The organism is Stenotrophomonas sp. 2201_Sma (assembly GCF_056486685.1).
Genome location: NZ_CM151329.1, coordinates 2,151,808 through 2,175,988 on the forward strand (window position 1 = coordinate 2,151,808; position 24,181 = coordinate 2,175,988).

24 protein-coding genes are annotated in these 24,181 nt (G+C 67.0%); 1 reads left to right on the forward strand and 23 read right to left on the reverse strand.

The features are described from left to right. Positions 1-3: 3 nt before the first annotated feature. The 13 genes from fliF to ACZLIF_RS10110 form a co-directional block, all read right to left on the reverse strand. Positions 4-1,650 (reverse strand): flagellar basal-body MS-ring/collar protein FliF, encoded by a 1,647-nt coding sequence (fliF, locus tag ACZLIF_RS10050; RefSeq protein ID WP_053519594.1) that lies wholly within the window; start codon positions 1,648-1,650, stop codon positions 4-6. A 12-nt stretch (positions 1,651-1,662) separates the two neighbouring features. Continuing rightward, a complete protein-coding gene (fliE, locus tag ACZLIF_RS10055) occupies positions 1,663-2,028 on the reverse strand; it encodes a flagellar hook-basal body complex protein FliE (protein ID WP_053519593.1) in 366 nt (121 codons plus the stop codon). A 259-nt stretch (positions 2,029-2,287) separates the two neighbouring features. After that, on the reverse strand, positions 2,288-3,793 hold the full coding sequence (locus ACZLIF_RS10060; RefSeq protein ID WP_065176167.1) for a sigma-54 dependent transcriptional regulator: 1,506 nt from the start codon (positions 3,791-3,793) through the stop codon (positions 2,288-2,290). Next, positions 3,790-4,167, reverse strand: coding sequence for a response regulator (locus ACZLIF_RS10065; protein WP_053519591.1), 378 nt, complete (start codon positions 4,165-4,167; stop codon positions 3,790-3,792). The genes ACZLIF_RS10060 and ACZLIF_RS10065 overlap by 4 nt, the downstream gene beginning before the upstream one ends. Positions 4,168-4,181: 14 nt before the next feature. Beyond that, on the reverse strand, positions 4,182-5,591 hold the full coding sequence (rpoN, locus tag ACZLIF_RS10070) for an RNA polymerase factor sigma-54 (RefSeq protein WP_128990279.1): 1,410 nt from the start codon (positions 5,589-5,591) through the stop codon (positions 4,182-4,184). Positions 5,592-5,860: 269 nt separating this feature from the next. After that, complete coding sequence (locus ACZLIF_RS10075) at positions 5,861-6,493, reverse strand: response regulator (protein WP_053519589.1); 633 nt, start codon at positions 6,491-6,493, stop codon at positions 5,861-5,863. A gap of 91 nt (positions 6,494-6,584) precedes the next feature. After that, positions 6,585-7,163: a PilZ domain-containing protein gene (locus tag ACZLIF_RS10080; protein WP_053519588.1), complete on the reverse strand. Its 579-nt coding sequence runs from the start codon at positions 7,161-7,163 to the stop codon at positions 6,585-6,587. Next, positions 7,160-7,453: a hypothetical protein gene (locus tag ACZLIF_RS10085; protein ID WP_111186089.1), complete on the reverse strand. Its 294-nt coding sequence runs from the start codon at positions 7,451-7,453 to the stop codon at positions 7,160-7,162. The genes ACZLIF_RS10080 and ACZLIF_RS10085 overlap by 4 nt, the downstream gene beginning before the upstream one ends. Next, positions 7,450-7,866: a flagellar export chaperone FliS gene (gene fliS, locus ACZLIF_RS10090; RefSeq protein WP_053519586.1), complete on the reverse strand. Its 417-nt coding sequence runs from the start codon at positions 7,864-7,866 to the stop codon at positions 7,450-7,452. The genes ACZLIF_RS10085 and fliS overlap by 4 nt, the downstream gene beginning before the upstream one ends. Before the next feature lie 127 nt (positions 7,867-7,993). After that, positions 7,994-9,409 (reverse strand): flagellar filament capping protein FliD, encoded by a 1,416-nt coding sequence (gene fliD / locus ACZLIF_RS10095; RefSeq protein ID WP_053519585.1) that lies wholly within the window; start codon positions 9,407-9,409, stop codon positions 7,994-7,996. A 436-nt stretch (positions 9,410-9,845) separates the two neighbouring features. After that, on the reverse strand, positions 9,846-11,024 hold the full coding sequence (locus tag ACZLIF_RS10100) for a flagellin (protein ID WP_128990281.1): 1,179 nt from the start codon (positions 11,022-11,024) through the stop codon (positions 9,846-9,848). A gap of 86 nt (positions 11,025-11,110) precedes the next feature. After that, a complete protein-coding gene (locus ACZLIF_RS10105; RefSeq protein ID WP_128990283.1) occupies positions 11,111-12,343 on the reverse strand; it encodes a flagellin in 1,233 nt (410 codons plus the stop codon). 72 nt (positions 12,344-12,415) lie between these two features. Further along, the gene (locus ACZLIF_RS10110; RefSeq protein WP_053517904.1) at positions 12,416-13,633 is read right to left on the reverse strand and encodes a flagellin; all 1,218 of its coding nucleotides are present in this window, start codon (positions 13,631-13,633) and stop codon (positions 12,416-12,418) included. 123 nt (positions 13,634-13,756) lie between these two features. Between ACZLIF_RS10110 and ACZLIF_RS10115 the strand changes: the two genes are divergently transcribed. Then, positions 13,757-14,020, forward strand: a complete 264-nt coding sequence (locus ACZLIF_RS10115; RefSeq protein ID WP_478462600.1) for a hypothetical protein — start codon at positions 13,757-13,759, stop codon at positions 14,018-14,020. On the opposite strand, the gene flgL is transcribed toward ACZLIF_RS10115, so the two are convergent. The 10 genes from flgL to flgC form a co-directional block, all read right to left on the reverse strand. Then, positions 14,004-15,206, reverse strand: coding sequence for a flagellar hook-associated protein FlgL (flgL, locus tag ACZLIF_RS10120; RefSeq protein WP_053517905.1), 1,203 nt, complete (start codon positions 15,204-15,206; stop codon positions 14,004-14,006). The two genes, ACZLIF_RS10115 and flgL, sit on opposite strands and share 17 nt — an antisense overlap. Further along, positions 15,203-17,083 (reverse strand): flagellar hook-associated protein FlgK, encoded by a 1,881-nt coding sequence (gene flgK, locus ACZLIF_RS10125; protein WP_053517907.1) that lies wholly within the window; start codon positions 17,081-17,083, stop codon positions 15,203-15,205. Before flgK ends, flgL begins: the two co-directional genes overlap by 4 nt. 8 nt (positions 17,084-17,091) lie before the next feature. After that, a complete protein-coding gene (flgJ, locus tag ACZLIF_RS10130; RefSeq protein WP_262218047.1) occupies positions 17,092-18,288 on the reverse strand; it encodes a flagellar assembly peptidoglycan hydrolase FlgJ in 1,197 nt (398 codons plus the stop codon). Position 18,289: 1 nt separating this feature from the next. Then, on the reverse strand, positions 18,290-19,417 hold the full coding sequence (locus tag ACZLIF_RS10135; RefSeq protein WP_429001031.1) for a flagellar basal body P-ring protein FlgI: 1,128 nt from the start codon (positions 19,415-19,417) through the stop codon (positions 18,290-18,292). An 8-nt stretch (positions 19,418-19,425) separates the two neighbouring features. Further along, positions 19,426-20,118, reverse strand: a complete 693-nt coding sequence (gene flgH, locus ACZLIF_RS10140; protein ID WP_074898853.1) for a flagellar basal body L-ring protein FlgH — start codon at positions 20,116-20,118, stop codon at positions 19,426-19,428. Between the two features lie 22 nt (positions 20,119-20,140). Continuing rightward, positions 20,141-20,926 (reverse strand): flagellar basal-body rod protein FlgG, encoded by a 786-nt coding sequence (flgG, locus tag ACZLIF_RS10145; protein ID WP_478462602.1) that lies wholly within the window; start codon positions 20,924-20,926, stop codon positions 20,141-20,143. Between the two features lie 103 nt (positions 20,927-21,029). Then, the gene (locus tag ACZLIF_RS10150) at positions 21,030-21,779 is read right to left on the reverse strand and encodes a flagellar basal body rod protein FlgF (RefSeq protein WP_053517911.1); all 750 of its coding nucleotides are present in this window, start codon (positions 21,777-21,779) and stop codon (positions 21,030-21,032) included. Between the two features lie 32 nt (positions 21,780-21,811). After that, positions 21,812-23,035 (reverse strand): flagellar hook protein FlgE, encoded by a 1,224-nt coding sequence (flgE, locus tag ACZLIF_RS10155; protein WP_053517912.1) that lies wholly within the window; start codon positions 23,033-23,035, stop codon positions 21,812-21,814. A gap of 31 nt (positions 23,036-23,066) precedes the next feature. Beyond that, positions 23,067-23,750, reverse strand: a complete 684-nt coding sequence (locus ACZLIF_RS10160; RefSeq protein WP_053517914.1) for a flagellar hook assembly protein FlgD — start codon at positions 23,748-23,750, stop codon at positions 23,067-23,069. A 23-nt stretch (positions 23,751-23,773) separates the two neighbouring features. Next, the gene (gene flgC / locus ACZLIF_RS10165; RefSeq protein WP_053517916.1) at positions 23,774-24,181 is read right to left on the reverse strand and encodes a flagellar basal body rod protein FlgC; all 408 of its coding nucleotides are present in this window, start codon (positions 24,179-24,181) and stop codon (positions 23,774-23,776) included.

Below are 24,181 nucleotides of genomic sequence, written 5' to 3' on the forward strand. Positions count from 1 at the left end.
ACCTCAGTCATTGGCCACCCAACCCTTGACCACCTGGGCCACGCGCTTGGAGTCGGTCTTCACGGCTTCACGGGCCATCCGCAGTCGTTCCTCGTAGGAGTCCACCGGCAGGGCCAGTGCCTCCGGTCCACCCAGGCCAGCGCGCTCGGCACCCAGGGCCGGCAGCGGGCTGCCATCGTCATCGACCAGCTGCACGTCAGCGGTATGCGGTTCCAGTGCCAGCGGGTCGTGCTTCTTCGCCTGGCCGGTGATGGCACGCAGCGCCGGACGCAGTACGCCGAACAGCAGCGCCAGCACCACCACGGCCCCCAGCAGCATGCGGCCGGCATCGTGCACCCACGGCAGTTCCCACCAGGCCGGGCCTTCCACCGGTGTGGTCTCGCGCACGAACGGGGCATTCATCACCGAGACCGTATCGCCGCGTTCGGCGCTGAAGCCGACGGCCTGCTTGACCAGCGCCTCGACGCGGGTCAGTTCGGCGGCCGACAGCGGCTGCGGGGTAAGTGCGCCATTGGCGCCGGGGCGCGGCACGTTGTCCACCAGCACCGCCACCGACACGCGCTTGATGCGGCCGGCCGGCTGGCGGGTGTGCTGCAGCGTGCGGTCCAGCTCGTAGTTGCGCGTGGCGTTCTTGCTGCTTTCGCTTGGCGTCTGCGCGGTCTGTGGCGGCGCAGCCTGGCCCGGAGGCGTGTTGCTGGTTGCGCCAGGCACACCCTGCGGTCCGGGCGTGCTGGTGGTGTTCTCGCTCATCTGTTCGCTGCGCAGCTTGGCCGGCTCGCCGTTGTACAGCTCACGCGCCTCCTCGGTGACCGAGAAGTCCATGTCCACGCTGACTTCCGGATTGACGCGGCCCGGGCCGGTCATCGGTTCCAGCAGCTCGCGGATGCGCTGGTTGAAGGAGGTCTCCTGGCGGCGGACCTGCTCGAACTGGGCGGCATTGACCGCCGCTTCGCTGTTCGGGTCGCTGATGCTGAGCATGCGCCCGCTCTGGTCGACCACGGTCACCCGTTCCGGCGACAGGTCCGGAATGCTGGCGGCAACCATGTGCACGATCGCATCCACCTGGCTGCGCTCCAGCTGCTGGCCACCGCGCAGTTCCAGGGTCACCGAAGCACTGGCGACGTCGCGCTGGCGGGTGAAGGCGCTGGGCTTGGGGATGGCCAGGTGTACGCGTGAATCACGCACCGGCCGCAGCGTATTGATGGTGCGCGACAGTTCGGTTTCCAGCGCGTGCTGGTAGCGCGCGCTTTCCACGAACTGGCTGACACCAAAGCCCGGGTCGCGCTCCATCAGCTCGAAACCCAGCTTGCCGCTGTCGGTCAGGCCGGAGCCGGCCAGCTTCAGGCGGGCGTCATGCAGGTTCTTCTCCGGCACGGTGATGCCACCGGTTGCCGGGTCCAGGGCAAACGGGATCTGCGCTGCACGCAGCAGGTCGGTCGCTTCAGCGGTGGCCTTCTGGTCCAGGCCGGTATACAGCGGAACCATGCCGGGCTTCTGCGACCAGAAGAACACGAACAGGCCCGCCGCCACCGCCACTGCGATCATCGCCATCAGCCCCAGCCGACGGGTGATCTGCAGGCTCTGCAGGCGGTCGAACCATTGCCCCGCCTTCTCGGCGTTCAGGCTGTCCTTGGAAAGCGTCAGTGCCATGCGTCAAGTTCCTTACAGCGGCATGTTCATCACGTCCTGGTAGGCCTGGACGAGACGGTTGCGGACTTCCACGGTGGCGCGGAAGGCGATCTGGGATTGCTGCGAGGCGACCATCACCTTGGCCAGGTCGGCGCCGGGTTCGCCCATCTCGAACGCCTTGGCCAGCGCGCCGGACGTCTGCTGCGCATTGTTGACGCCGGCAATCGCACCGCGCAGGGTCTCGGTGAAGCTGGCCGGCTGCACCTGCGGCGCATCCAGCACCGCACCAGGAAGGGCATTGCTGCGCGGCGCTTCAGCCAGCGGATTGAGCACCGGCTGTCCCATCTGGGACTGGTAGGTGCGGATCTGCGAAAGGATCGAAGTGACGGAGTGGGACATCTGCAACGGTTCCAGGAACAGGGATGGGGAATCTGCAGGGATCACTGCAAGTGCCGTGCCGGAACGCCTGAGCGGTTCAGAAACGTGACGGAAGTTTGCGTTCGGCGGAGGACGGGCGAGCTGGCGTGCCGATACGCTGTCGTCATCTGCCGGTGTCAGTGAACCGGCGTCGGTTTTTTGGCCTTGCCGGCGGCCGCCGGATACACGAACGCCCGGGCAAGCCCAGGCGTCCGTGCCCCCTTCATGCTGGCGATCACGCTCAGCTGGCCAGTTCGGCCTGCTCGCGTTCGATGCCGTACTTGCGCAGTTTTTCCACCAGGGTGGTGCGGCGCAGGCCCAGCAGCTGCGCGGCGTGGGCGACCACCCCCTGCGTCCGCTCCAGTGCTTCATTGATCAGGCCCAGCTCGATGCTGGCCATGTGGTTGCGCAGGTCCAGGCCGTCGTCGGGCAGGGCCGTGGCAGCCGCAGCGCGGTTGACCGCGATGCCGTGCTCCAGCGACGGCTGGCCGCCGCTGCCGGGGGTGTGGAAGGAGAAGCTGCGCAGGTCCAATCGCTCTTCGCTGGGTGCTGCCGGTACCGCCGCCGGGGTACTGACGGGGGCCAGCATGGCGTCGCCCCGGTAGCGCGCGGGAAGGTCCTGCACGCGGACCGAACCACCCGGATGCAGCACCGCCAAGCGTTCGACCAGATTGGTCAGCTCGCGTACGTTGCCCGGCCATTCGTAGCCCGCCAGCGCCTGCAGGGCTTCGGCAGTGAAACGGACTTCGCCGCGGCCGGTGCGCGCCAGCTGCGCGGCAATGGTTTCCACCAGTGCCGGCAGATCCTCGCGCCGTTCGCGCAGGGCCGGCACGTCGATCGGGAACACATTGAGGCGGTAGAACAGGTCTTCGCGGAACTTGCCGTCGGCGATCCGGCTCTCCAGATCGCGGTGGGTCGCTGCGATCACCCGCACGTTGCAGCGGATGGTCTGGTTGCCGCCGACACGCTCGAAGCTGCGCTCCTGCAGCACGCGCAGCAGCTTGACCTGCATCGGCAGGCTCATGTCGCCGATCTCATCCAGCAGCAGGGTGCCGCCCTCCGCCATTTCGAAGCGGCCCTTGCGCGCGGTCAGCGCGCCGGTAAAGGCACCCTTCTCGTGGCCGAACAGTTCGCTCTCGAGCAGGTCGGCTGGAATGGCGCCACAGTTGATCGCCACGAATGGCCCGTCGCGGCGCGGCGAGCGCTGGTGGATGGCGCGCGAGACCACTTCCTTGCCGGTGCCCGACTCGCCCAGCACCAGTACGGTGGTGTCGAATGCCGCGACCTGGTCGATCATCGTGCGCAGCGCGCTCACAGCGGCACCATTGCCGGTGGGTCCCTGCTCCTGCACGGCGCCCGCCTGGTGCTCGGCATCCAGGCGCTTGAGGCTGGCACGGCGCAGCAGGGCTTCCATCTGCGCATGGCGCAGCGGCGTCTCCAGCGGCCAGATGTTGGCTTCATGCAGGCCGTGGCGGTGGGCGAAGGCACTGGCCTCGCCATCGGCCAGCAGCACCGGCGGCGGCAGGCTGCTGCCACCCAGCCATGCGTAGAGGGCGGTGCTGGCGGCGCTGTCGTCGAGGCTGCCGACGATCACCGCCATCCAGTCGCTCTGGCGCTGCCGGCCCAGGTCGAAGTCTGCCGCGTCGGAAACCCAGCGCGGATTGAAGTCCATGAATTCCAGCAGGGCAACGGTGCGTTCGGCACGCACGGCGTCGTTGTCCAGCACCAGGATGCGCGACTCGCTCACGATCGATCCTCCCTGAGGCCTTCCAGGATTGGCATCACTTCCTGGATGTAGGACAGCTTGCTGACGAAATTGTCGGCGCCGGCGCGCAGTGCATGCTCGCGGTGCTCGGCGTCATCGAAGTGGCTGGCGATGACGATGTACGGGGCGTCATCCTGCGACTTGATCAGGCGGGTCGCCTGCAGGCCACCCATTTCCGGCATCGCCAGGTCCATCAGCACCACCTGCGGGCGCAGGGTCTCCGAGCGCTCGATCGCTTCCAGGCCGTTGCCGGCACTGCCGACGATCTGCAGCCAGTCGATCTTGCGGAAATGGCGCATCGCTGCGTTGATGAAACCTTCGTGGTCGTCGACCAGCAGGACCGTGAGCGTGTTCATGTCCAACATCCTTTTCAGCCCACCCGGGCCAGCTGCGGTTGCCTGGCGCTGAGCCGGCGCCGTTCTCGGGCCGGGGCGATATCCAGTTGTTCTCGGTATTTTGCGACGGTTCGGCGGGCAATGTTCACCCCCTGGCGCGAAAGCAGGGCGGCGATGGCCTCATCGGCCAGCGGCCGACCGGCCGGCTCGGCATCGATCAGGCGGCGCACCATGGCCTTCACCGCCTGGCCGGAGACGCTGGCGCCTTCCAGGCGCACCGCGAAGAAGTGCTTCAGCTCGAAGGTGCCACGCGGGGTCTGCAGGTACTTGCCGGTGGTGATGCGCGAGACGGTGGACTCGTGCATGCCGATCTCCTCGGCCACTTCCTTCAGGGTCAGCGGCGCCATCGCTTCCTCGCCCCGGACCAGGAACGCAGCCTGGCGCTCGACGATCACCCGCGCGGTACGCAGCAGGGTGTCATAGCGCATCGACAGGCCACGGCTGAACCAGCGCGCTTCCTGCAGCATCTCGCGCAGCGCCGGTGCAGCCTCGTTGCTGTCGGCCAGCGCCTGTTCGTACTGCGTGTTGATCGATACGCGGCGGCTGGTCGCCGGATTCAGGGCCACTTTCCACTGGCCGTCGGCGTGCCAGGCGACCACGTCCGGTACCACCACGGCATTACGTTCCGGCAGCAGGTTGTCACCCGGGCGGGGTTGCAGCGAGAGGATCAGTCGCACTGCTTCGCGCACGTCACCGATCTCGGCGTCATGCAGGCGGGCGAGGGCGGGGTAGTCGTGCGCGGCCAGCGGCTCAAGCGCGCCCGCAAGGATGCGGGTGGCCAGATGCCGCGCGGGAACCACGCCGTCCAGGCTGCGCAGCTGGGCCTGCAGGCTTTCGCGAAGGTCCCGCGCGGCCATGCCGGCGGGCTCGCCATGCAGCAGGCGCTGGCGGACCGCTTCGACACCATCGGCGGCGATGTCGAACTGGGCGCTGGCCAGCAGTTGCAGCTGTGCCAGCGGTGCCTGCAGATAGCCGGCGTCATCGCAATGCTCGAGCCAGAAGGCGGCGACCGCCAGCTCGCGGTCGTCCAGGTCCAGTGCCAGCCGCTGCAGCACGCGCAGCTGCGGATCACTCGATTCGCCCGCCGCGATGCGTGCCATCCGGTCGTCGTCGCCGTCCTGCCAGCTGGCGCCGGCAACGTCCCACATCGAGGACTCCGGCAGCTCGTCGAACGCCGCGGTTTCCAGCGTGGTGGCGCCGGCGTCGCCGGGTTCGGGTGCAGGTGCTTCGGCATCCTCGATCTCCAGCATCGGGTTGGAGTCGAGCAGGCGCTGGATTTCCTGTTCCAGATGCAGTCCGTCCAGCTGCAGCAGCCGGATCGACTGCAGCAGCTGCGGGGTGAGGTGAAGTTGTTGGCCCAGCTGGGCCGAGAGTGAAGCCTTCATCGTGGTTCCCCGGCGTCGCTCCCCGACGCCTTGTGGAACGCATCTTGCTTCTGATCCGGCAGGTGCGGAATCAGGGGGTTCCTGAGGTGGTTGGTGAATTACCCGACAGCGTGTAGGGGTTTTCCCGACATCGGCGCGGGATGTTGACGTTTCCCGGTCGCAAGCCCTTGATTTCCTGTTGCGCACGCGGTCGGGGCGTCGTGCCGGCGTGTACGGGATTCCGTCAGTGCCTGTGGGGGTGACGGGAACCCGTCATCCGGATGGCGCGGTCACTCCAGCTCGTGCTGGTGGCGGGCGGCGAGCAGCAGCAGGTCGTTGGCGCGGCGGCACCCCAGCGACTCCATCATGCGCGCGCGGTGGGTTTCCACGGTCTTGACGCTGATGCCGAGATCGGCGGCGATTTCCTTGTTGCTTTCGCCTTTGCCGATGCGGCGCAGGATCTCGCGCTGGCGGGGTGACAGCGCGGCGATACCGGTGGGCTTCTCGCGGCCCAGCATGGGCGCCAGCATCTTCGCCGAGATCTGCGGGCTCAGGAACACCTGGCCTGCGTGTGCAGCGCGCAGCGCCAGTTCCAGTTCCTGCGGAGCGGCATCCTTGACCACGAAGCCGACGGCACCGCGATCCAGTGCGTCGCGCACGTGGGCGGCATCATCGTGCATGGTCATCATCACCACCCGGGTGCCGGGTGCGCGCATGCGGATGTCGCTGAGTGCTTCCAGGCCGGTGCGTCCGGGCAGGGACAGATCCATCAGCACCACGTCCGGCGCGTGCTGCAGGGCCAGTTGCAGCGCCTGCTCGGCGTTGCTGGCCTCGGCCACGAGCTGCACGTCGGCAAACCCCTGCAGCAGCCGCGCCAGGCCGGCGCGGACCAGGGTGTGATCGTCGACGATGAGAACTCGCACAGGCACGCTGGAGGTCCGGGAGGGGAGTCCACCTTAACTTAGCTGAACGGGCGAGCCAAGCGTCGTCCGTTGCGGGCGGGCGTGCCAGGGTTCAGCGCGCCCGCCTTGCTTCGGCCACCTGACGTCTGTGCAGGCGGAACAGATGCCGCTCCATGGCCATTTCCAGCCCGTCGCCGAGGCGATGGAAACGCAGCCAGAGATAGTGGCCTCCACTGCCGTCGGCGGCCTCGGCAACCACTTCCACCGGCAGATCGATATGGTCGGGCAGCCAGTCGCTGGGCTGCACGCGGACCACGCCGGCCTGGCCCGGGGCCGCGCCACTACGGGGGCCCAGCTGCAGGCGGATGCCGCGCCGGGACCAGCGCACCGGGCGCAGGGTCAATGCCGGGCCCTGCTGGCGCACGAGCCGGCCCAGCAGCACCATGGCCAGATCCAGCTTGGCTTCCAGCCGCTGCAGCGGAAGGCTGGCCTCGCTGCGCTCGTCGTGTTCATCGACACGGCTGTCCTCGACCAGCGCCAGGCTGCGCAGCAGGCCTTCGGCGCTGCTGGTACGTCCCGCCGCATTGCCGGCCTGGAACTCGACCGGCAGCGCCAGTTCGCAGCTGAGCGTCTCGTCGAACAGCTCGCTTTCGGCCGGGTGATGCAGCGACGTGGTCGGCAGGAGGGTCATGCCAGCGATTCTGCCTGCAGGTAGGCGTGCGCGGCGCGAAGGGAGCGCCGTCCATCGTGCAGCTGCACGGCCACCGCGTCGCGGCGGTGGCGCAGCAGGGTGAGCAGGTTCTGCTGGCGTTCGAACAGCGCGGTCAGGGGCGCATGGTCGGCGGCCGCCAGCGGTTGGCTCAACAGCGCGTGCAGCTTGCTGTCATGGCCTTCGAGCAGGCTGTCGGCGGTGTCGAAGGCATCTTCACCCAGCGCCTTCTCGAACGCGTCCAGCTGCGCATGCAGTGCCTGCAGGCTCATGGTGCCACCGCTGCCGTACGGCGCTGCTCGTGCGGAATTGCGTTCCAGGCGCTGTCGATCTCGCCCAGCAGCTGCAGCGATTCGTCCAGGGCGGCGCGGTCGTTGTGCAGGTTGGCCTCGGTCAGGCGCTGCAGCACGTAGTCGTAGAGGGACGAAAGATTGCCGGCAATCTCGCCACCGGCCTCATGGTCCAGCGAGCCGTTGAGGTGGCCGACGATGGCGCAGACCTCGCCGATCGCCTTGCCCTTGCCGGCATGGTCGCCGCGCTCGAGGCTGGCCAGTGCGCGCCGCACGCGCTCCAGCGCGCCCGCCAGCAACAGGGCCACCAGCTTGTGCGGATCGGCATCGGTGACCGCACTGGTCACACCCACCTGGCGGTACTGCTCGGCGTACTGACGGCTGGAACCGTACATTCGTGATTCTCCTTGCGCTGGGTGCTGCAGCAGGATCGTGACGATCACTGCCGGCAGTACCGCGATGATTGCTGTTGCGTCCGTTATCGGTGCGTTCGGCACCAAACTTGAGTGCCGCGCACGTCCGTCAACCGTTCAACTGCGCCAGCTGCTGCTGCAGCGCCGAACTGCTCTGCTGCAGCTTGCCCATCAGGCTGTCCAGTGCGAGGAACTGCTTCTTGTACCGTGCCTCCACGCCGACCATGCGTGTATCCAGGTCCTTGCGGCGCTTGTCGATGCTGTCCAGGGTGTTGTTCAGGCCCTTGGTGCGGGCCACGAACGCACCCTCCTTGCCGACCGTCGTGCTCACGTAGCCGTCGACCAGCGAGTACAGCTGGCCCGCACCGCCGGCATCGCCGGTGATCGCCTGGCGGATCTTCTCCGGCTGGCTGGCAAGCGCGGCAGCGAACTTGGTGGTATCAAGCACCAGGCTGCCATCGGCATTGGGGTAGCCACGGGTCTGCAGGCCGATGGCCTTGGCGTCCAGGCCATCGCCGGACAACGACTTGAGCACGCCCGACATCACCGAGCGCAGCTGGCTGGCGGCGCCGCGCATCTGTGCGTCGCCGGTGAGGGCTGCCGCTTCCTTGGTCTTGGCGTCGTACTTGGTTTCGGTGTTGATGGCGGCGATGGCCGCGTTGTACGCGGTCACGAAATCCTGCATCACCTTGGTCGCCGCGGCCGTGTCGGTGCTGATCGTGACCGTGCTCTGTCCTTCCTTCTTCAGGTTCAGGGTCAGGCCCGGCACGGCGTCGGCCACGGTGTTGCTGGCGCTCACCACTTCAACGCCGTCGATGGTCAGTTTGGCATCGGCGGCCGCGGTGTTCTGCTTCAGGCTGCCGACCAGCGCTCCCAGCTTCGGGTCGCTGCCGGCGTATTCGAGCTTGATCGCGTTTGCCGCGCCGGTCTTTTCCTGTGCGATCGACAGGTACTGGTTGTCGCCGGAGCTGATCAGGGTGGCCTGCACGCCTTCCTTGCGGCCGGCGGCGTCGATCTTGTTGCGGATCGTGGTCAGCGTGTCGCCTTCCTCGACCTCCACGTTCATGGTCTTGGCCTTGTCGCCGACGCCGACGGTCAACGTCAAGGTTCCGGCGGCGAACGTATCGGTCTTGGGCACGGAGGTGTCGGCGATCAGCTTGTGTGCGGTCGCCAGCGACTTGACGTCGATGATGTGCGTGCCGTTGGACGCGGCCGCCTTGGTGGTGCCGACGTCATACAGCGCCACGCTGGCCGTCAGGATCTCGTCGGTGCCGCCGCTGCCGCCCTTGCTGGCGGTGACCGTGCGGGTGTCGAAGGCCGTGGTGGCCTTCAGTGCCGTGAGTGCGGTCTTCAGCTTGTCGAAGGCCGCGGTGACGGTGCCGATCGACGACAACTGCATCTTGGTCTTGGACTGCTGCAGGTTCAGCGCATTGTCGGCGGGCTTGCGGTCGGCCGCGACCAGCTGGCTGACGATGCTGGAGATGTCCAGGCCCGAGCCGATGCCACCGTATCCAAAGTCTGCCACGTCGTTTCTCCTGGTAAGCCGGGCGCCGCGCTGCGGCCGCCCGTCGTCAACGAAAATAGCGGCCTGCGCCGCTGGGTCTTGAGGACTTCGTTGATGCATGCGCCGTGCCAGTGCCGGACGGCAGGTTTGGCATGCAGGTTGCAGGAGTGACAGGGCAGGATGCGGTCGGGACGACGCAGGCTGCCGGGAGTCTGCAAAAAACCCTCCCCCAAAGCAGGGGAGGGATCAGGCTACTGACAATCGGGGGGAGACGAAGCCGCCCGGTGCGTACAGTCAAAGGTACAGCGCTGAAACAGAGGTCCGCAGGGGCGGGCGATGCCAAGCCGGTTCGGGAAGCGTCCCGGGCCGGGCATGGCCCGCGCCTGCGTGCGCCGTGGCTGTCGGGTTGCCGCTGCCGCCGGTTCGACCGGCGGCAGCGGTACCTTCTTGCCGTGGATCAGCGCAGCAGGCTGAGTACGCCCTGCGGTACCTGGTTGGCCTGGGCCAGCATGGCCGTACCGGCCTGCTGCAGGATCTGGGTACGGGTCAGTTCAGCGGTTTCCTTGGCGAAGTCGGTGTCCTTGATGCGGCTGCGCGAGGCGGACAGGTTCTCCGTCGAGGTCTGCAGGTTGGCAACCACCGAGGTGAAGCGGTTCTGGATCGCACCCAGGTCGGCGCGGGTGTTGTTGATCGAACCCAGTGCCTTGTCGACCACTTCCAGCGCCTGCTGGGCGCCGAGCACGGTGCTCACGTCCAGCTTCTGCACGCTGGCATCGGTGGCGGTGCCAGCCGCGTAGGCGGCGGTAGCGGCCTTGGCGCCCCAGGTGCCCGCGGTGGCGTCGAAGTCGCTGCGCTCCAGGGCGATATCAGCAACGACGACGTCCTTGCCTTCCTTCACGGAGCTCAGCTTCAGGGTGCCGTTGCTGTTGGCTTCTGCGTAGATGCCGGCTTCACCGATCTTAGCATTGATGGCGGTGGCCACCGCCTTGGCGGCCTCTTCGGTGGTCGCGCCGGCCTTGATCTCGACGGTGCCGATATCCACGTCCATCACGGTACCGGTGATGCGTGCGCCGTCGCCGCCAGCTGCAAGGGCAGCCGTAGTGCCGGTGGCGAAGGTCGCGGTGCCCAGCGATTCGGTCTTGGCGTCCACCACCTTGTCGATGGCAATGGCCTGGCCGGCGTTGGCACCGACCTGGAACAGCTGGCTGGAGAACGAGCCGTCCAGCAGCTTGGTGCCGTTGAACTCGGACTGCTTGGCGACGCGGTCGATTTCGCTGACCAGCTGGGTCACTTCGGCCTGCAGGGCCTTGCGGTCGCTGGCCGAGTTGGTGGCGTTGGACGACTGCACCGACAGCTCACGGATGCGCTGCAGGTTGTTGCCGATCTCGGTCAGCGAACCTTCGGCGACCTGGGCCAGCGAGATGCCGTCGTTGGCATTGCGGATGGCCACGTCGGTGCCGCGGATCTGGGTGCCGAAGCGCTCGGAGATCGCCAGGCCGGCGGCATCGTCCTTGGCGCTGTTGATGCGCGAGCCCGAGGACAGGCGCTGGATGGTGGTGGCCAGCGAGGCGCCGCTGGTGCTCAGATTGCGCTGAGCATTCAGCGACATCGTATTGGTGTTGATGACTTGTGCCATGGTGCATTTCCTTTGGCGGAGGTGGTACGTGGTTCAGGGTCCGGGCGCCGGCCTGACCGGCGCCCGGGAGTCGATCGCGGTGCGGATCAGCGCAGCAGGCTGAGCACGCCCTGCGGTACCTGGTTGGCCTGGGCCAGCATGGCCGTGCCGGCCTGCTGCAGGATCTGGGTACGGGTCAGTTCAGCGGTTTCCTTGGCGAAGTCGGTGTCCTTGATGCGGCTGCGCGAGGCGGACAGGTTCTCCGTCGAGGTCTGCAGGTTGGCGACCACCGAGGTGAAGCGGTTCTGGATCGCACCCAGGTCGGCGCGGGTGTTGTTGATCGAACCCAGTGCCTTGTCGACCACTTCCAGCGCCTGCTGGGCACCCTTCACGGTGCTGATGTCGACGTCCTTCAGCAGCTTGCCCGCTGCGGCGCTGGGGCTGGCGGTGGCGGCGGCGCTGTCGAAGCCGGTGACGCCGGCGCTGGTGCCCGCGGTGGCCGACATGGCGACGAACTTGCCGTCCTTGTCGACGCTTTCCTTCACCGAGGTCAGGTTGATCTGGCCGGCGGTGGTGCCGTCGAGTTCGGCGTAGACGCCGGTCTCACCGATCTTGGCGTTGATCGCGGTCACGGTCGCCGCGGCCAGGGCGGCCTGGTCCTTGGCGGCGTCGCCGGTGGAGGTGATCTTGACGTCGGCGATCTTGATCGCCGAGGTCAGGCCGCCGCCACCGATGGTCAGGCCGGAATAGGTGATTTCCTTGCCGGCATCGGCTGCGACGCTATCGCCTTCGTCGATGGTGACGGTGTTGGCGTCGAAGACGGCATTGCCCAGCGCGTCGGCCTTGGCATCGACCACCTTGTCGATGGCGATGGCCTGGCCGGCATTGGCACCGACCTGGAACAGCTGGCTGGAGAACGAACCGTCCAGCAGCTTGGTGCCGTTGAACTCGGACTGCTTGGCAACGCGGTCGATTTCGCTGACCAGCTGGGTCACTTCGGCCTGCAGCGCCTTGCGGTCACTGGCCGAGTTGGTGGCATTGGCGGCCTGCACCGACAGCTCGCGCACGCGCTGCAGGTTGTTGCCGATCTCGGTCAACGAGCCTTCGGCGACCTGGGCCAGCGAGATGCCGTCGTTGGCATTGCGGATGGCCACATCGGTGCCGCGGATCTGGGTGCCGAAGCGCTCGGAGATCGCCAGGCCAGCGGCGTCGTCCTTGGCGCTGTTGATGCGCGAACCGGAGGACAGGCGCTGGATGGTGGTGGCCAGCGAGCTGCCGCTGGTGCTCAGGTTACGCTGAGCATTCAACGACATCGTGTTGGTGTTGATGACTTGTGCCATGAGGAGAGGTCCTTGAGCGGTTGCACGTGAGTTGGGTCAGACGCCCCCGACGTGCCCCGGGAGCGGCTCATGTCAGCGCTGCAACAGGCTGAGCACGTTCTGCGGCACCTGGTTGGCCTGGGCCAGCATGGCCGTGCCGGCCTGCTGCAGGATCTGGGTGCGGGTCAGTTCGGCGGTTTCCTTGGCGAAGTCGGTATCGCGGATGCGGCTGCGCGAGGCCGACAGGTTTTCGGAGGAGGTCTGCAGGTTGGCGACCACCGAGGTGAAGCGGTTCTGGATCGCGCCCAGGTCGGCGCGGACGCTGTTGACCGATTCCAGGGCCTTGTCGACGATCTCCAGGGCCTGCTGGGCGCCGGCGACGGTATCGATCTGGATGTCGGCGACGTGGGCGGCAGCAGTGCCGGCGGCGGGGGCGTTCAGATCGGTTGCGGTGGCGGTCGGCCCCATCTTCACGGTCACACCGGCCACGGTGTTGTCGGCCTTGACCGAGGTCAGGGTGACTTCGCCCGCGGTGGTGGACTGCGCGGCATGCAGGCCGGTTTCGCCGATCTTGCCGTTCAGGGCAGCAGCCAGCGCCTTGGTGGCATTGTCCTGGTTGACCTTGCGCACTGCAGCGATCTCGGCGGCGGTGGCCGGCGCGCCCGGCGGGGTGGTGTAGTCGAACGTGACGTCGCCGATGCTGACGTCGCCCACCGTGATGTTGGCCAGCGTGCCGGCGGCGGCATCGACGGCTGCGTCATCCAGGGTGGCGCTGCCAGCGTTGACGAAGGTCGTCGCGCCCAGCGAGTTGGCCTTGGCGTCGACCACGCTGTTGATGGCGATGGCCTGGCCGGCGTTGGCGCCGACCTGGAACAGCTGGCTGGTGAAGCTGCCGTCGAGCAGCTTGGTGCCGTTGAAGTCGCTCTGCTTGGCGACGCGGTCGATTTCGCTGACCAGCTGGGTCACTTCGGCCTGCAGGGCCTTGCGGTCGCTGCTGGAGTTGGTGGCATTGGAGGCCTGCACGGCCAGTTCGCGGATGCGCTGCAGGTTGTTGCCGACTTCGCTCAGCGAACCTTCGGCGACCTGGGCCAGCGAGATGCCGTCGTTGGCGTTGCGGATGGCCACGTCCAGGCCGCGGATCTGGGTGCTGAAACGCTCCGAGATCGCCAGGCCGGCGGCGTCGTCCTTCGCGCTGTTGATGCGCAGGCCGGACGAGAGGCGCTGGATGGTGGTGGCCAGCGAGTTGCCGCTGGTGCTCAGGTTGCGCTGAGCGTTGAGCGACATCGTATTGGTGTTGATTACCTGTGCCATGGGGTCGTCTCCTCTTATTTGGAACCCGTAGGTGAATGGAACGAAGCGCCGCCTGTTTTTTGTTTGGCTGTGTGCTTCGCCGTTGCCAAATGAATAACGGCGCTTTGTCAACAACCTTTAGGCGTGAATTCCGGTGAACCGGAAAAAGCCCGCGGGACGCTGTTTTTCCGGGGTTTCACCGGCCTGGAAGGGGGGCGGGCAGGGGGGCGGGCGCCGCTGGCGGCGCCGGGTGGGGCGGACCTGGGCGCGCGGGTCGTCAATGAACGCGCGCGGCGCACCCGCGGGCGAGGCAGCAGCAACGCCCTGCGGAAACGAAAAAAGGCCGCGATGCAGGGCATCGCGGCCTTCATGGGCGTGTGCTGGAAACGGATCAGCCGATCTTGTTGAACAGCGACATCGACTGCATCTGCGAGAAGATCGTCTGTGCAGCCTGCAGCGCGGTGCTCTGCAACTGGTACTGGCTCAGGGCATCGGCGTAGTCCAGGTCGCGCATCTGTGACAGGGTGGTCTTCAACGTCACGCTGTTGGCTTCGCGCATGTCCGCTGCATTGTCCAGCGCCTTGAGCTGCGATCCGCCGGCAGCACGCGAATCGATCATCCGCTCGGACGCGCGACCGACGTCGCGCAATGCACTCTGCAGCTGGTTCTGCTGCGCCGCCAGCTGCGCGGTGCTGCCGGTATCGGCGTCGAGTGCGGCGATCAGCTTGTCCATCGTCGCGAAGATGTCGCGGCTGCCGGCCGGCTGCACGTTGAAGGTATCGCCGGGCTCGGCAGCGCCGGTGATCTGCAGGCGCACGCCGTTCACTTCCAGTTCGTCGCCGGGCTTCAGGGAGCCGGTACTGGTCACGTTGCCCGTTGCGTCCAGCACCTCGTATTGGTCGCTGGCGGTGAAGCGCACGCTGAAGGCCTGGCCGTTCCAGCTGTCGCTGCCGTCGCGGGTGATGTTGGTCAGCACGCCCTTGCCGGTGTTGCCTGCGGCGGCGCTGCCGTCGACGAAGCCATCGCCGGTCGGAATGCGCATGAAGATCTCGCTGCCGGGCAGGGCGTCGAGCACGTAGGTGTCCGGCCCCACTTCCACCTGGCGCTGGGTCTGGTCGCCGCGATAGACCACCTTGCCGTCGATCTTGGCGAACGGCGGATCGCCGTCATGGGTGCCACCGAATACATAGCGGCCGGTACCGTCGCTGCTGTTGGCCAGCGACAGCAGGCCGTCGCGGATCTGGTTCAGCTCGGTGATCAGGGTCTTCTTGTCCGCGGCGCTCAGCGCCGGATTGCTGGCCTGCAACGTCAGGTCGCTGACGCGGCCCATCAGGTCATTGACCTGGGCCAGCGTGTTCTCCTGCACGCCGAGCCGGTTCTGCACGTTGCCGGCGTTGAGGCCCATGCGCTCGAGTGCCGCCAGGCTGCGGTCCAGGCCCACGGCGGTGCCCGCGGCCACGGGATCGTCCTTGGCGCTGACGATCTTGCTGCCGGTGGCGATCTGCTGCTCCAGGTGATTGAGCTTGGCCTGCTTGGCCAGCATCAGCGTCACCGACTGGTTGAACATCATTCCGGTGGAGATGCGGCTGCTCATCGGCGGACGGCTCCCAGGATGGTCTGGAACATGTTGTCGGCAGTGGAAATCAACTGCGAGGCGGCCTGGTAGGCCTGCTGCAGGCGGAGCATGTTCGCCGCCTCCTCATCCAGGTTGACGCCGGAGATTTCGTCGCGCGCGTCCTGGGCCTTCTCGTTGATCACCAGCTGCGCTTCAAGCGAGTACTCGGCCGAGCGCGCGGCCGCGCCGACCTGGGTGGTCAGCCCGCCCAGTGCGCCGTTCAGGGTGACGGTGCCGCTGCTGAACGCCTTGGCGCTCTCCACCTTGGCCAGCCTTGCCGCGTTGCTGTTGTCCGAAGAGCCGGCCGGGGTCGGGGTGATGTTGAAGGTGTCGCCGGTGCGCGGTGCACCGTCGAGAACGAAACTCCAACCGTTGGCGCTGATGGTCTGGCCCGGGGTGTAGGTCTGCGGTGGGCCACCATCGATGGTGTAGGTGGTGGCGGAAGTGAAGACGATCGCCGCAGGATTGCGCAGGTCCGCATGGCCGGCATCGGTCACGGAGACGCCGCTGAGCTTGCCCGTACCGGTATTGGCGGTGGCGGCGGCGCCCTTCACGGCAGCCGCGGCTGCGATGCGCGAGGGATCGGTGATGGCGATCTCCAGGCTGCCGGCCACGCCGGCAGTGGGCTGCAGCAGGAAGCGGTCGTTGATTGCCGGCGTGCCGCCGACCACCAGCTCGACGCCGTTGATCACCAGCGGATCGGCGGCGGTGCCGGTGCCGGTCAACGGAATGCTGGCGCCGGTGTCGGCGCGGCTCGCCTTCCACTGCGTGCCATCGAACTGCAGGACGACGTTCTGCGCGTCCAGCTTGCCGAGATCGCCGAAGCTGGCACTGATGCTGGCCGTCCCGCTGTTGCCACTGTTGGCCGTCACCCGCGGCGTGCCGATGTTGAAGAAGTCACCGCCGAGCTGGCCGTAGAGATCCACGCCCTGGTGGTGGACCTGGTTGAAGCTGTCGGCCAGGCCGATCGCCAGCTTGCCCAGTTCCGCCTGCGCCGGGGTCAGCACGGTGTCGCGGAACTCCATCAGCCCACCGATCTGGCCGCCGACGGCCTTGGGATCCAGGGTGATGGTGTTGCCCTGCGTTTCCAGTGCCAGCTGCAGGCGCTCGGGCTGGTACGGATCGGCCACGGTGGTGACCCGGGTGGCGGTGGTGCCGACCACCAGTGCGTTGCCGCCGGCGGTGTAGACGTTCATCACGCCGCCGTCCTGGATCACCGCGGTGCCACCGGTATAGCCGATCAGCTGCGAGATCAGCTGGTCGCGGCGATCGAGCAGGTCCGGGGCCGCGCTGGCGATGTTGGTGCCGATGGCGCCGTTGATCTGGGCGATTTCCTGCGCCAGCCGGTTGACCTCGGTCGCTCCGGCGAGCAGGCCGTTGTTGACCTCGCTGTTGAGGTTGTTCAGATGGGTATTGAGCTGCACGAAACGGTTGGCCAGGGCCTTGCCACCGTCCAGCATGCTCTGCCGGTCGGCCGTGCCGGAGGCATTGGAAGACAGGCCGCTGACCGAATCGAAGAAGCTGGACCAGACGCCTGCGACGTTGGTGGCGGCGTCGGAGAACAGCGCGTTGACTCGGTCGGCCATGCCGGACAACTGCTTCAGGCGTGCCAGCTCACCGCTGCTGTCGAGCAGGCGCGAGATCGCCAGCTGGTCGGCAGTGCGCCGGATGTCGGTGATGCGCGTGCCGTTGCCCACCGTGCCGTAGCCGAAGTTCTGCGGATCGGCCGTGGCGAAATTGACCTTCTGCCGGCTGTAACCCGGCGTGTTGAGGTTGGCCACGTTGTGGCTGGTGGTTGCCAGGGCGCGCTGGAAGGCGAGCAGGGCACCGGTACCGGTGGAAAGTACGCTGGACATGGGGTTCCTCAACGACGGGTGATACCCAGCGCCGCTGTTGCGGTGCTGGCGAAGGTCTGGCCAAGGCGACTGCCGGCATCGGTCACGGCGGCGACGGCACGCTCGATGGTCGGGCCGCCGGCGATCGCGGCGATCTTGGCGGCGTAGCGCGGATCGGTGGCATAGCCGGCCCGCTGCAGGCCCCGGGCGAAGCCCTGCACATCGGTGCCGGCCTGCAGGGCCTGCTGGTAGCGCGGGCTGGTCTTCAGCAGGCGCACGTAGTCGGCGAAGCTCTCGGCCGGCGAGGAGTAGGCGCGGAAGCTTGCGGTTTCATTGCGGCGCACGCCATCGACGTACTCATGGGTGCCGGCCACCGCACGCTGCCCGTTCCAGCCATTGGCCTTGATGCCGAACAGGTTGTGCGAGGTGCTGCCATCGGCGTGCTTGATCTGGCGCTTGCCCCAGCCGGTTTCCAGTGCGGCCTGCGCAACCAGCGCGCGGGCGTCCACGCCCAGCTCCCTGGCTGCGCTCTGCGCGTGCTGCCAGATGCTGGCGACGAAGCCTTCCGGGGTATGCGCACCCAGCTGGGCAACCGCGTTGCGGGTCGCCAGCGCATCGGTCGTAGTGCCGCTGCCACGGTTGCTGGCAGTGGCGGCCCACTGGTCGTTGCGGGCTGCCCAGTCGGGGCCGTCAAGCCCGGCGATGTACGGATCATCGGTGCCCAGCGACCGGTGGACGCTGCTGCTTTCGCGGCCGGCGATCAGGTCCAGGGCCTGTTCCATCGGCGCGATGGCGGCCGATGCATCCTGCTGTGCACCTGCGGCCATCTGCTGCAGCATGCGTACGGCCTGGCCGGCGTCCTCCAGCGGCAGCGACGGCGCCGCCTTGGCGGGCGCGTTGAGCTGATAGGCCCGGCTGGCCTTCGCAGCGCCGATGCCGGTATCCAGCGCCGGTCCTTCGGCGGTCGCTCCGGACAGCTGGCGGGTGATCATGGCCGACAGCCCGAGTCCCTTGCCACGGGTCATCGCCTCGGCGATCTTCTGGTCGTACATCTCCCGGAACATCTTGTTCTCACCGGGAAAGAGCGAGTCGCCGAAACTGGCATCGCGCATGCTCTTGACCAGCATCTGCGCGAACTGGCCTTCCAGCTGCCGCGCGACCTTGTCGATCCTGGCCGGGTCGTTCTGCTGCGCCGGATTCAGCTCGAAGGCGGGGGTGATGCGCATGTCAGATCACCTCGAGTTCGGCGCTCAGCGCGCCGGCCTGCTTCAGTGCTTCCAGGATCGCGATGAGGTCGCCCGGCGCGGCGCCGACGGCGTTCACCGCGTGCACGATCTCATCCAGTGTGGTGCCGCCATTGAACTTGAACATGCGGCTGCCATCGTTGGTGGCGGTGATGGTCGACTGCGGGCTGACCACCGTGCTGCCGCCGGCCAGTGCGTTGGGCTGGCTGACGTTGGTGTTCTCCTGGATGGTCACCGTCAACGAACCGTGCGAGATCGCCGCAGGGCCGACGCGGACCTGCTGGCCGATGACCACCGTACCCGTACGCGAGTTGACCACGACCTTGGCCGGGGCGCTGCCCGGGGTCAGCTCCAGATTCTCGATGCGGGCAAGCAGGCCGATGCGTGCACCCGGGTCGGTCGGCGCGGCCACCGCCACCGTCACGCCGTCGACGGCACGCGCTGCACCTTCGCCGAAGGCGTTGTTGAGCGCCGCGACCATCCGCGAAACGGTGGTGAAGTCGTTGTTGTGCAGGTTCAGGGTGATTTCGCCGTTGGCACCGAACACATCCGGCAATGCGCGTTCGACCGTGGCACCGTTGGGAATGCGGCCGACGCTGGGCACGTTCACCGACACCCGCGAGCCGTCCTTGCCCTGGGCACCGAAGCCACCCACGATCAGGTTGCCCTGTGCGATGGCGTAGATCTGGCCGTCAGCGCCGCGCAGCGGCGCCATCAGCAGCGAGCCGCCACGCAGCGACACCGCGTTGCCGATCGAGGACACGGTGACATCGATGGGCTGCCCTGGCTTGGCGAACGGTGGCAGTTCGGCGTGGATCGCCACGGCGGCGACGTTCTTCAGCTGCGGATTGACGTTGGCCGGCACATTCACGCCCAGCTCGCCCAGCAGGTTCTTCAGGCTCTGCACGGTGAAGGGGGCCTGGCTGGTGCGGTCGCCACTGCCATCCAGGCCGACCACCAGGCCGTAGCCGACCAGCGCGTTGCCGCGCACGCCGCCGACCTGGGCCAGATCCTTGATGCGCTCGGCATTGGCGGGCGCAGCCACTGCCAGCAGCACCAGGCAGCACAGCGATGACAGGCGGTGCCAGGAAGAGAAGAAGGTAAGCGTCATGGCCATGCTCAGAACGGCGTCAGGCCGGAGTTGAAGAAGCGGCTCAGCCAGCCCATCGCGTTGGATTGCGCGACCGGACCGCGGCCACCGTAGACGATGCGGGCCTCGGCCACACGGCTGGAGGGAAGGGTGTTGTCCGGGCTGATGTCACCCGGGCGCACGATGCCCTGCACCTGCACCAGCTCGTCGCCCTGGTTCAGGCGCAGATTCTTCTGTCCCTGCACGACCAGGTTGCCATTGGGCAGGCGCTGGATCACGGTGACCGTGACGCTGCCCTGCAGGCGGTTGCTCTGTGCGCTGTTGCCCTTGCCGGTGAAGTCGCGCGCGCCCTTGGCGCTGGCGCTGAGGATGTCCTTGCCGCCCAGGGTGACCGGCGCACCGAAGATCGATGGCGTCCCCAGGCTCAGATTCGATTCCTTGTTGGTGGCAGTGTTGGCGCTGGTCTGCGCGGTGGTGTTTTCCAGCAGCGTGATGGTCAGCAGGTCGCCGACATCACGCGCGCGGCGGTCCGAGTACAGCTGCAGGGTTGGCCCTGCCGCATAGATCGCACCGGCCGTCGGCTCAGCCTGGGGCGGCATGATCGGCTGCAGCGGCGCCATCGCGGGGTAGGGGCGCACGTCGCCGGCGATCACGCAGCCGCCGAGCAGGGCGGCCATCGTGCTGGCGAGGACAGTGCGGGCGAGGGTGGAAATGGGCGACATGGCGTTATCCCGGTTGGGCCGGTCAGATCTTGTTGTTGAGGTAGGCCAGCATGGAGTCAGTGGTCGAGATCGCCTTGGCGTTCATCTCGTAGGCGCGCTGGGTTTCGATCATCGACACCAGCTCCTCCACCACGTTCACGTTGCTGCCTTCGAGCGCACCCTGGACCACGTTGCCGAGCCCGTTCAGGCCCGGATTGCCGCTCTGCGCCGGCCCCGAGGCGGTGGTTTCCAGGAACAGGTTCTCGCCGCGCGCCTGCAGGCCTGCGGGATTGACGAAGTCGGTCAGGGTCAGCGCACCGATTTCCACCGATGCGGCGTCGTCGGCCATCTTCACGCTGATGGTGCCGTCGCTGCCGATGGTCACCGACTGCGCGCCTTCGGGAATCTGGATGCCGGGCTGCACCGGGTAACCGCTGTTGGTGACCAGCTCGCTGTCCTGGTTGATCTTGAACGAGCCGTCGCGGGTATAGGCGGAGCTGCCATCGGGCAGCTGCACCTCGAAGAAGCCCCGGCCATTGACCATCACGTCCAGCGCGCGGCCGGTCTGCTGCTGGCTGCCCTGCTCGAAGTTCTTGGCGGTGGCCACCACGCGCACGCCCGTGCCCAGCTGCAGGCCGGTCGGCAGCTGGGTCTGCGCCGACGATGCGCCGCCCGGCTGGCGGACCTGCTGGTACAACAGATCCTCGAAGCTGGCCCGGTCCTGCTTGAAGCCGGTGGTGTTGGTGTTGGCGAGGTTGTTGGAAACCACCGACATGCGCATCTGCTGCGCATCCAGTCCGGTTTTCGCGATCCACAATGCCTGGTTCATCTTCGGAGTCCTGTCTGGCTGAAACCGGCCGCGTGCTGCGGCCCATGGGGTACGGCGTGCAAGCGGTGTGCCAGTGCCGTTACGCGGCGCCGGTGGAATTCCGTCAGCTGCCCAGTCGCAGCAGGCTGTTGGCGCTGCGTGCGTTGTCATCACCGTGCTTGATCACCTGCACCTGCATTTCGTACTGGCGCTGCAGCTGGATCATCTGCACCAGTGCACCGGCGGCATCGACGTTGCTGCCTTCCAGCTGGCCGCTGTGCACGGTGGGCCCGAGGGCCTGGGCGAACGGCTGCAGCGGATCGGTGTTGCGGAACAGGCCATCAAGACCGCGCTCGAGCCGTTCGTCCGGTGCCTGCACCACCTTGATCCGGCCGATCATGGCCATGGTCTGCGGGCCTTCACCCTGCGGGATGATCGAGATCGTGCCGTCGTTGCCGATTTCCATCGCCTGGTAAGGCGGAATGGCGATCGGGTTGTTGTTGTCATCCAGTACCGGGCGCCCACCGGAAGTCACCAGCTGACCGTTCGGTGTCACCGACAGTGCCGCGCCGCGCGTGTACGCTTCGCTGCCGTCGGTGGACTGCACGGCCAGCCAGGTGCCGGTCTGCAGCGCCAGGTCCAGCGGCTTGCCGGTGATGTGCTGCGCACCGGGCCGGCGGTTGAAGCCGGCGTCGACGTGCAGCGCATCGACCCGCGAGGCAAAGCCCTTGCCCTGGATCGGGAAGGCTTCGGTGTTGGCCAGCGCTTCCTTGAAGCCGGGGGTATCGGAGTTGGCGAGGTTGTGGCTGAGCGTTCCCTGCGCCTGCAGGGAGGCGCGGGCACCGGTCATCGCCACGTAGAGGGCTTTATCCATGCGGGGAGTTCCGTGACAGGGTCAGCGGCTCATCAACGGATGTTGATGACGGTCTGGGTGATCTGGTCCTGGGTGGTGATCATCTGTGCGTTGGCCTGGAAGTTGCGCTGCGCGGTGATCATGTTGACCAGCTGCTCGGTCAGGTCGACAGTGGACGCCTCCAGCGAGCCGGCCTGGATCTTGCCGAGGTTGGAGGTATCGGGCATTCCGGTACGGGCCGTACCCGAATCGAACGTCTCCGCCCACACGTTGTTGCCCTTCTGCTCCAGGCCCTGCGGGTTGTTGAAGGTGGTCAGCGCAACCTGGCCGAGCGGCTTGTCGTCGCCATTGGAGTAGCGTGCGTAGACCACGCCGGTGTCCGACACCGTGATTTCGTTGAGCTTGCCCGCGGCGTAACCGTCCTGCTGGGTGTTGCGCAGGGCGAACTTCTCGCCGTACTGGGTCGAGCCGCTCACGTCAAGGGTCATGTTCAACTCGCCCGCGCCGGTGGTCGGGGTGAACGTGCCGAGGCTGATCCTGCCGTTGGCCGGTGCGGTCAGCTTGCCGCTGTTGTCGAAGGTGACCGGCGTCGGGGTACCTGCGGGTTCGCCATCGACGAAGTTGTGCACGGTCCACTGGTTGACGCCGGCTTCCTTGACGAAGTACGACACCTGGATGTGGCTCACGCCCAGGGAGTCATACACGGTGATGCCGCCGCTGGAGTGGTTGTAGCTGTTGGAATTGGTGGCATCGAACGGCTGCACCGTCGGTTCCTTGGCGTTGGCCGGCAGGGTGAAACCAACCTTTACATCGCTGGTCTGCCGGGGCGGGCTGTCGGTGGTCAGCAGCTGCAGGTCGATCATGCGACCGGCGTCGAAGTTGGTGCCGTCGGCGTTGGGCGCGAACACCTGCAGGCGCGCGCCCTGCGGGTTGGTCACGTAGCCTGCTGCATCGGTCTGGAAGTTGCCGGCACGCGAGTACACCCGCTGGCCGTTCATGTTCATGGTGAAGAAGCCCTCACCGGAAATCGCCATGTCCAGGCTGCGCCCGGTCTGCTCGTTGTTGCCCTGGATGAACTGCTGGGCCACGTTGGAGACGCGCACGCCCGAGCCGACCGCGTTCTTCGACAGGCCGTAGCTGGTGGCGGCGAACAGGTCGGCGAACTCGGCGCGCGACTGCTTGAAGCCGGTGGTGTTGACGTTGGCGACGTTGTTGGCGGTGACGCTCAGGTCGGAGTTGGCGGCATTGATGCCGGACAGCGAGACATTGAAGCCCATGGGATGCTCCTGGTAGATGCGGGTAGGCGGCTCAGCTGACGCGGAGCACGTAGTCGATCGGGGCCGTGCCCAGGCCCTTGAGGTTCAGGTACAGGCCATCGGAACCGACGGTCACGCTTTCCACCGGTGCCTGCACATAGGTGGACAGCTTGGTGCTCTTGCCAGCGGTATCGACATGGTTGGCGACCACGCTGTACTTGCCCGGCTCCATGCGGTTGCCGGCGGCATCCTTGCCATCCCACTGGAATGCGGTTTCGCCTGCGGCCTTGGCTTCGACGCTGATCGAGGTGACCTTGGCACCGTTGGCATCGGTGATGTCCACGGTGATGATGCCGGCGCCGGGCGCGGCCACGGTGCCTTCGACGCTGCCTTCGTTCTCCAGCACCAGCTTCTCGGACGGCACCAGCACCTGGTGCCCCACCAGCGCGGCGCCACGCAGCACCTGGTCGCTGGCCATCGACTGCTGGAAGCCCTGCACCGTGGTGTTCAGATCGGTGATGCCCTGCACGGTCGACATCTGCGCCATCTGCGCGACCATCTGCGTGTTGTCCATGGGCTTGAGCGGGTCCTGGTGCTGCAGCTGCTCGGTCATCAGGCGCAGGAAGTCGGCCTGGTCCAGAGTGTTCTTCTTCTTGGTGGCGTTGCTGTTGGGAGCATTCAGGCCCAGTGCGGAGTAGACGTCCTGGCTGGTCTGGTTGTTGACGGCAGTGGTCATGGCGGTATCCGGTACTGCGGGCCTCAGCGGCCCATGGTCAGGGTGGCCAGGGCCAGTTCCTTGGCGGTGGTCAACATCTCCACGCCGGCCTGGTAGTTGCGCGAGGTCGAGATCAGATTGACCATCTGCGCGACAGGATCGACGTCGGGCTGGTAGATGTAGCCGTCGGCATCGGCGAGCGGGTGGCCGGGCTCGTAGCGCTTGATCGGCGCCGCCTCGCTGCGGGTGATTTCCTTCACCTGCACCGAGGTGATGTTCGGGTCGTCCTTGCTCGTGACCGCCTGGAAGATCGGCTCCAGCGGCTTGTAGACGGCCTCGGCCGAGCCGGCAACGGTGTCGGCGTTGGACAGGTTGGAGGCGATGGTGCTCATGCGCACCGACTGCGCCTGCAGCGCAGAGCCGGCGATATCGAAGATCGGCAGGTTGCTCAT

Bases quoted from the DNA above. Each gene is read 5' to 3' on its own strand.
- fliF (WP_053519594.1), bottom strand. From the start codon at position 1,650: ATGGCACTGACGCTTTCCAAGGACAGCCTGAACGCCGAGAAGGCGGGG.
- fliE (WP_053519593.1), bottom strand. From the start codon at position 2,028: ATGTCCCACTCCGTCACTTCGATCCTTTCGCAGATCCGCACCTACCAG.
- ACZLIF_RS10065 (WP_053519591.1), bottom strand. From the start codon at position 4,167: ATGAACACGCTCACGGTCCTGCTGGTCGACGACCACGAAGGTTTCATC.
- rpoN (WP_128990279.1), bottom strand. From the start codon at position 5,591: ATGAAGGCTTCACTCTCGGCCCAGCTGGGCCAACAACTTCACCTCACC.
- ACZLIF_RS10080 (WP_053519588.1), bottom strand. From the start codon at position 7,163: ATGACCCTCCTGCCGACCACGTCGCTGCATCACCCGGCCGAAAGCGAG.
- ACZLIF_RS10085 (WP_111186089.1), bottom strand. From the start codon at position 7,453: ATGAGCCTGCAGGCACTGCATGCGCAGCTGGACGCGTTCGAGAAGGCG.
- fliS (WP_053519586.1), bottom strand. From the start codon at position 7,866: ATGTACGGTTCCAGCCGTCAGTACGCCGAGCAGTACCGCCAGGTGGGT.
- ACZLIF_RS10100 (WP_128990281.1), bottom strand. From the start codon at position 11,024: ATGGCACAAGTCATCAACACCAATACGATGTCGCTGAATGCTCAGCGC.
- ACZLIF_RS10105 (WP_128990283.1), bottom strand. From the start codon at position 12,343: ATGGCACAAGTCATCAACACCAACACGATGTCGTTGAATGCTCAGCGT.
- ACZLIF_RS10110 (WP_053517904.1), bottom strand. From the start codon at position 13,633: ATGGCACAGGTAATCAACACCAATACGATGTCGCTCAACGCTCAGCGC.
- flgL (WP_053517905.1), bottom strand. From the start codon at position 15,206: ATGAGCAGCCGCATCTCCACCGGAATGATGTTCAACCAGTCGGTGACG.
- flgK (WP_053517907.1), bottom strand. From the start codon at position 17,083: ATGTCCAGCGTACTTTCCACCGGTACCGGTGCCCTGCTCGCCTTCCAG.
- flgJ (WP_262218047.1), bottom strand. From the start codon at position 18,288: ATGCGCATCACCCCCGCCTTCGAGCTGAATCCGGCGCAGCAGAACGAC.
- ACZLIF_RS10135 (WP_429001031.1), bottom strand. From the start codon at position 19,417: ATGACGCTTACCTTCTTCTCTTCCTGGCACCGCCTGTCATCGCTGTGC.
- flgH (WP_074898853.1), bottom strand. From the start codon at position 20,118: ATGTCGCCCATTTCCACCCTCGCCCGCACTGTCCTCGCCAGCACGATG.
- flgG (WP_478462602.1), bottom strand. From the start codon at position 20,926: ATGAACCAGGCATTGTGGATCGCGAAAACCGGACTGGATGCGCAGCAG.
- ACZLIF_RS10150 (WP_053517911.1), bottom strand. From the start codon at position 21,779: ATGGATAAAGCCCTCTACGTGGCGATGACCGGTGCCCGCGCCTCCCTG.
- flgE (WP_053517912.1), bottom strand. From the start codon at position 23,035: ATGGGCTTCAATGTCTCGCTGTCCGGCATCAATGCCGCCAACTCCGAC.
- ACZLIF_RS10160 (WP_053517914.1), bottom strand. From the start codon at position 23,750: ATGACCACTGCCGTCAACAACCAGACCAGCCAGGACGTCTACTCCGCA.
- flgC (WP_053517916.1), bottom strand. From the start codon at position 24,181: ATGAGCAACCTGCCGATCTTCGATATCGCCGGCTCTGCGCTGCAGGCG.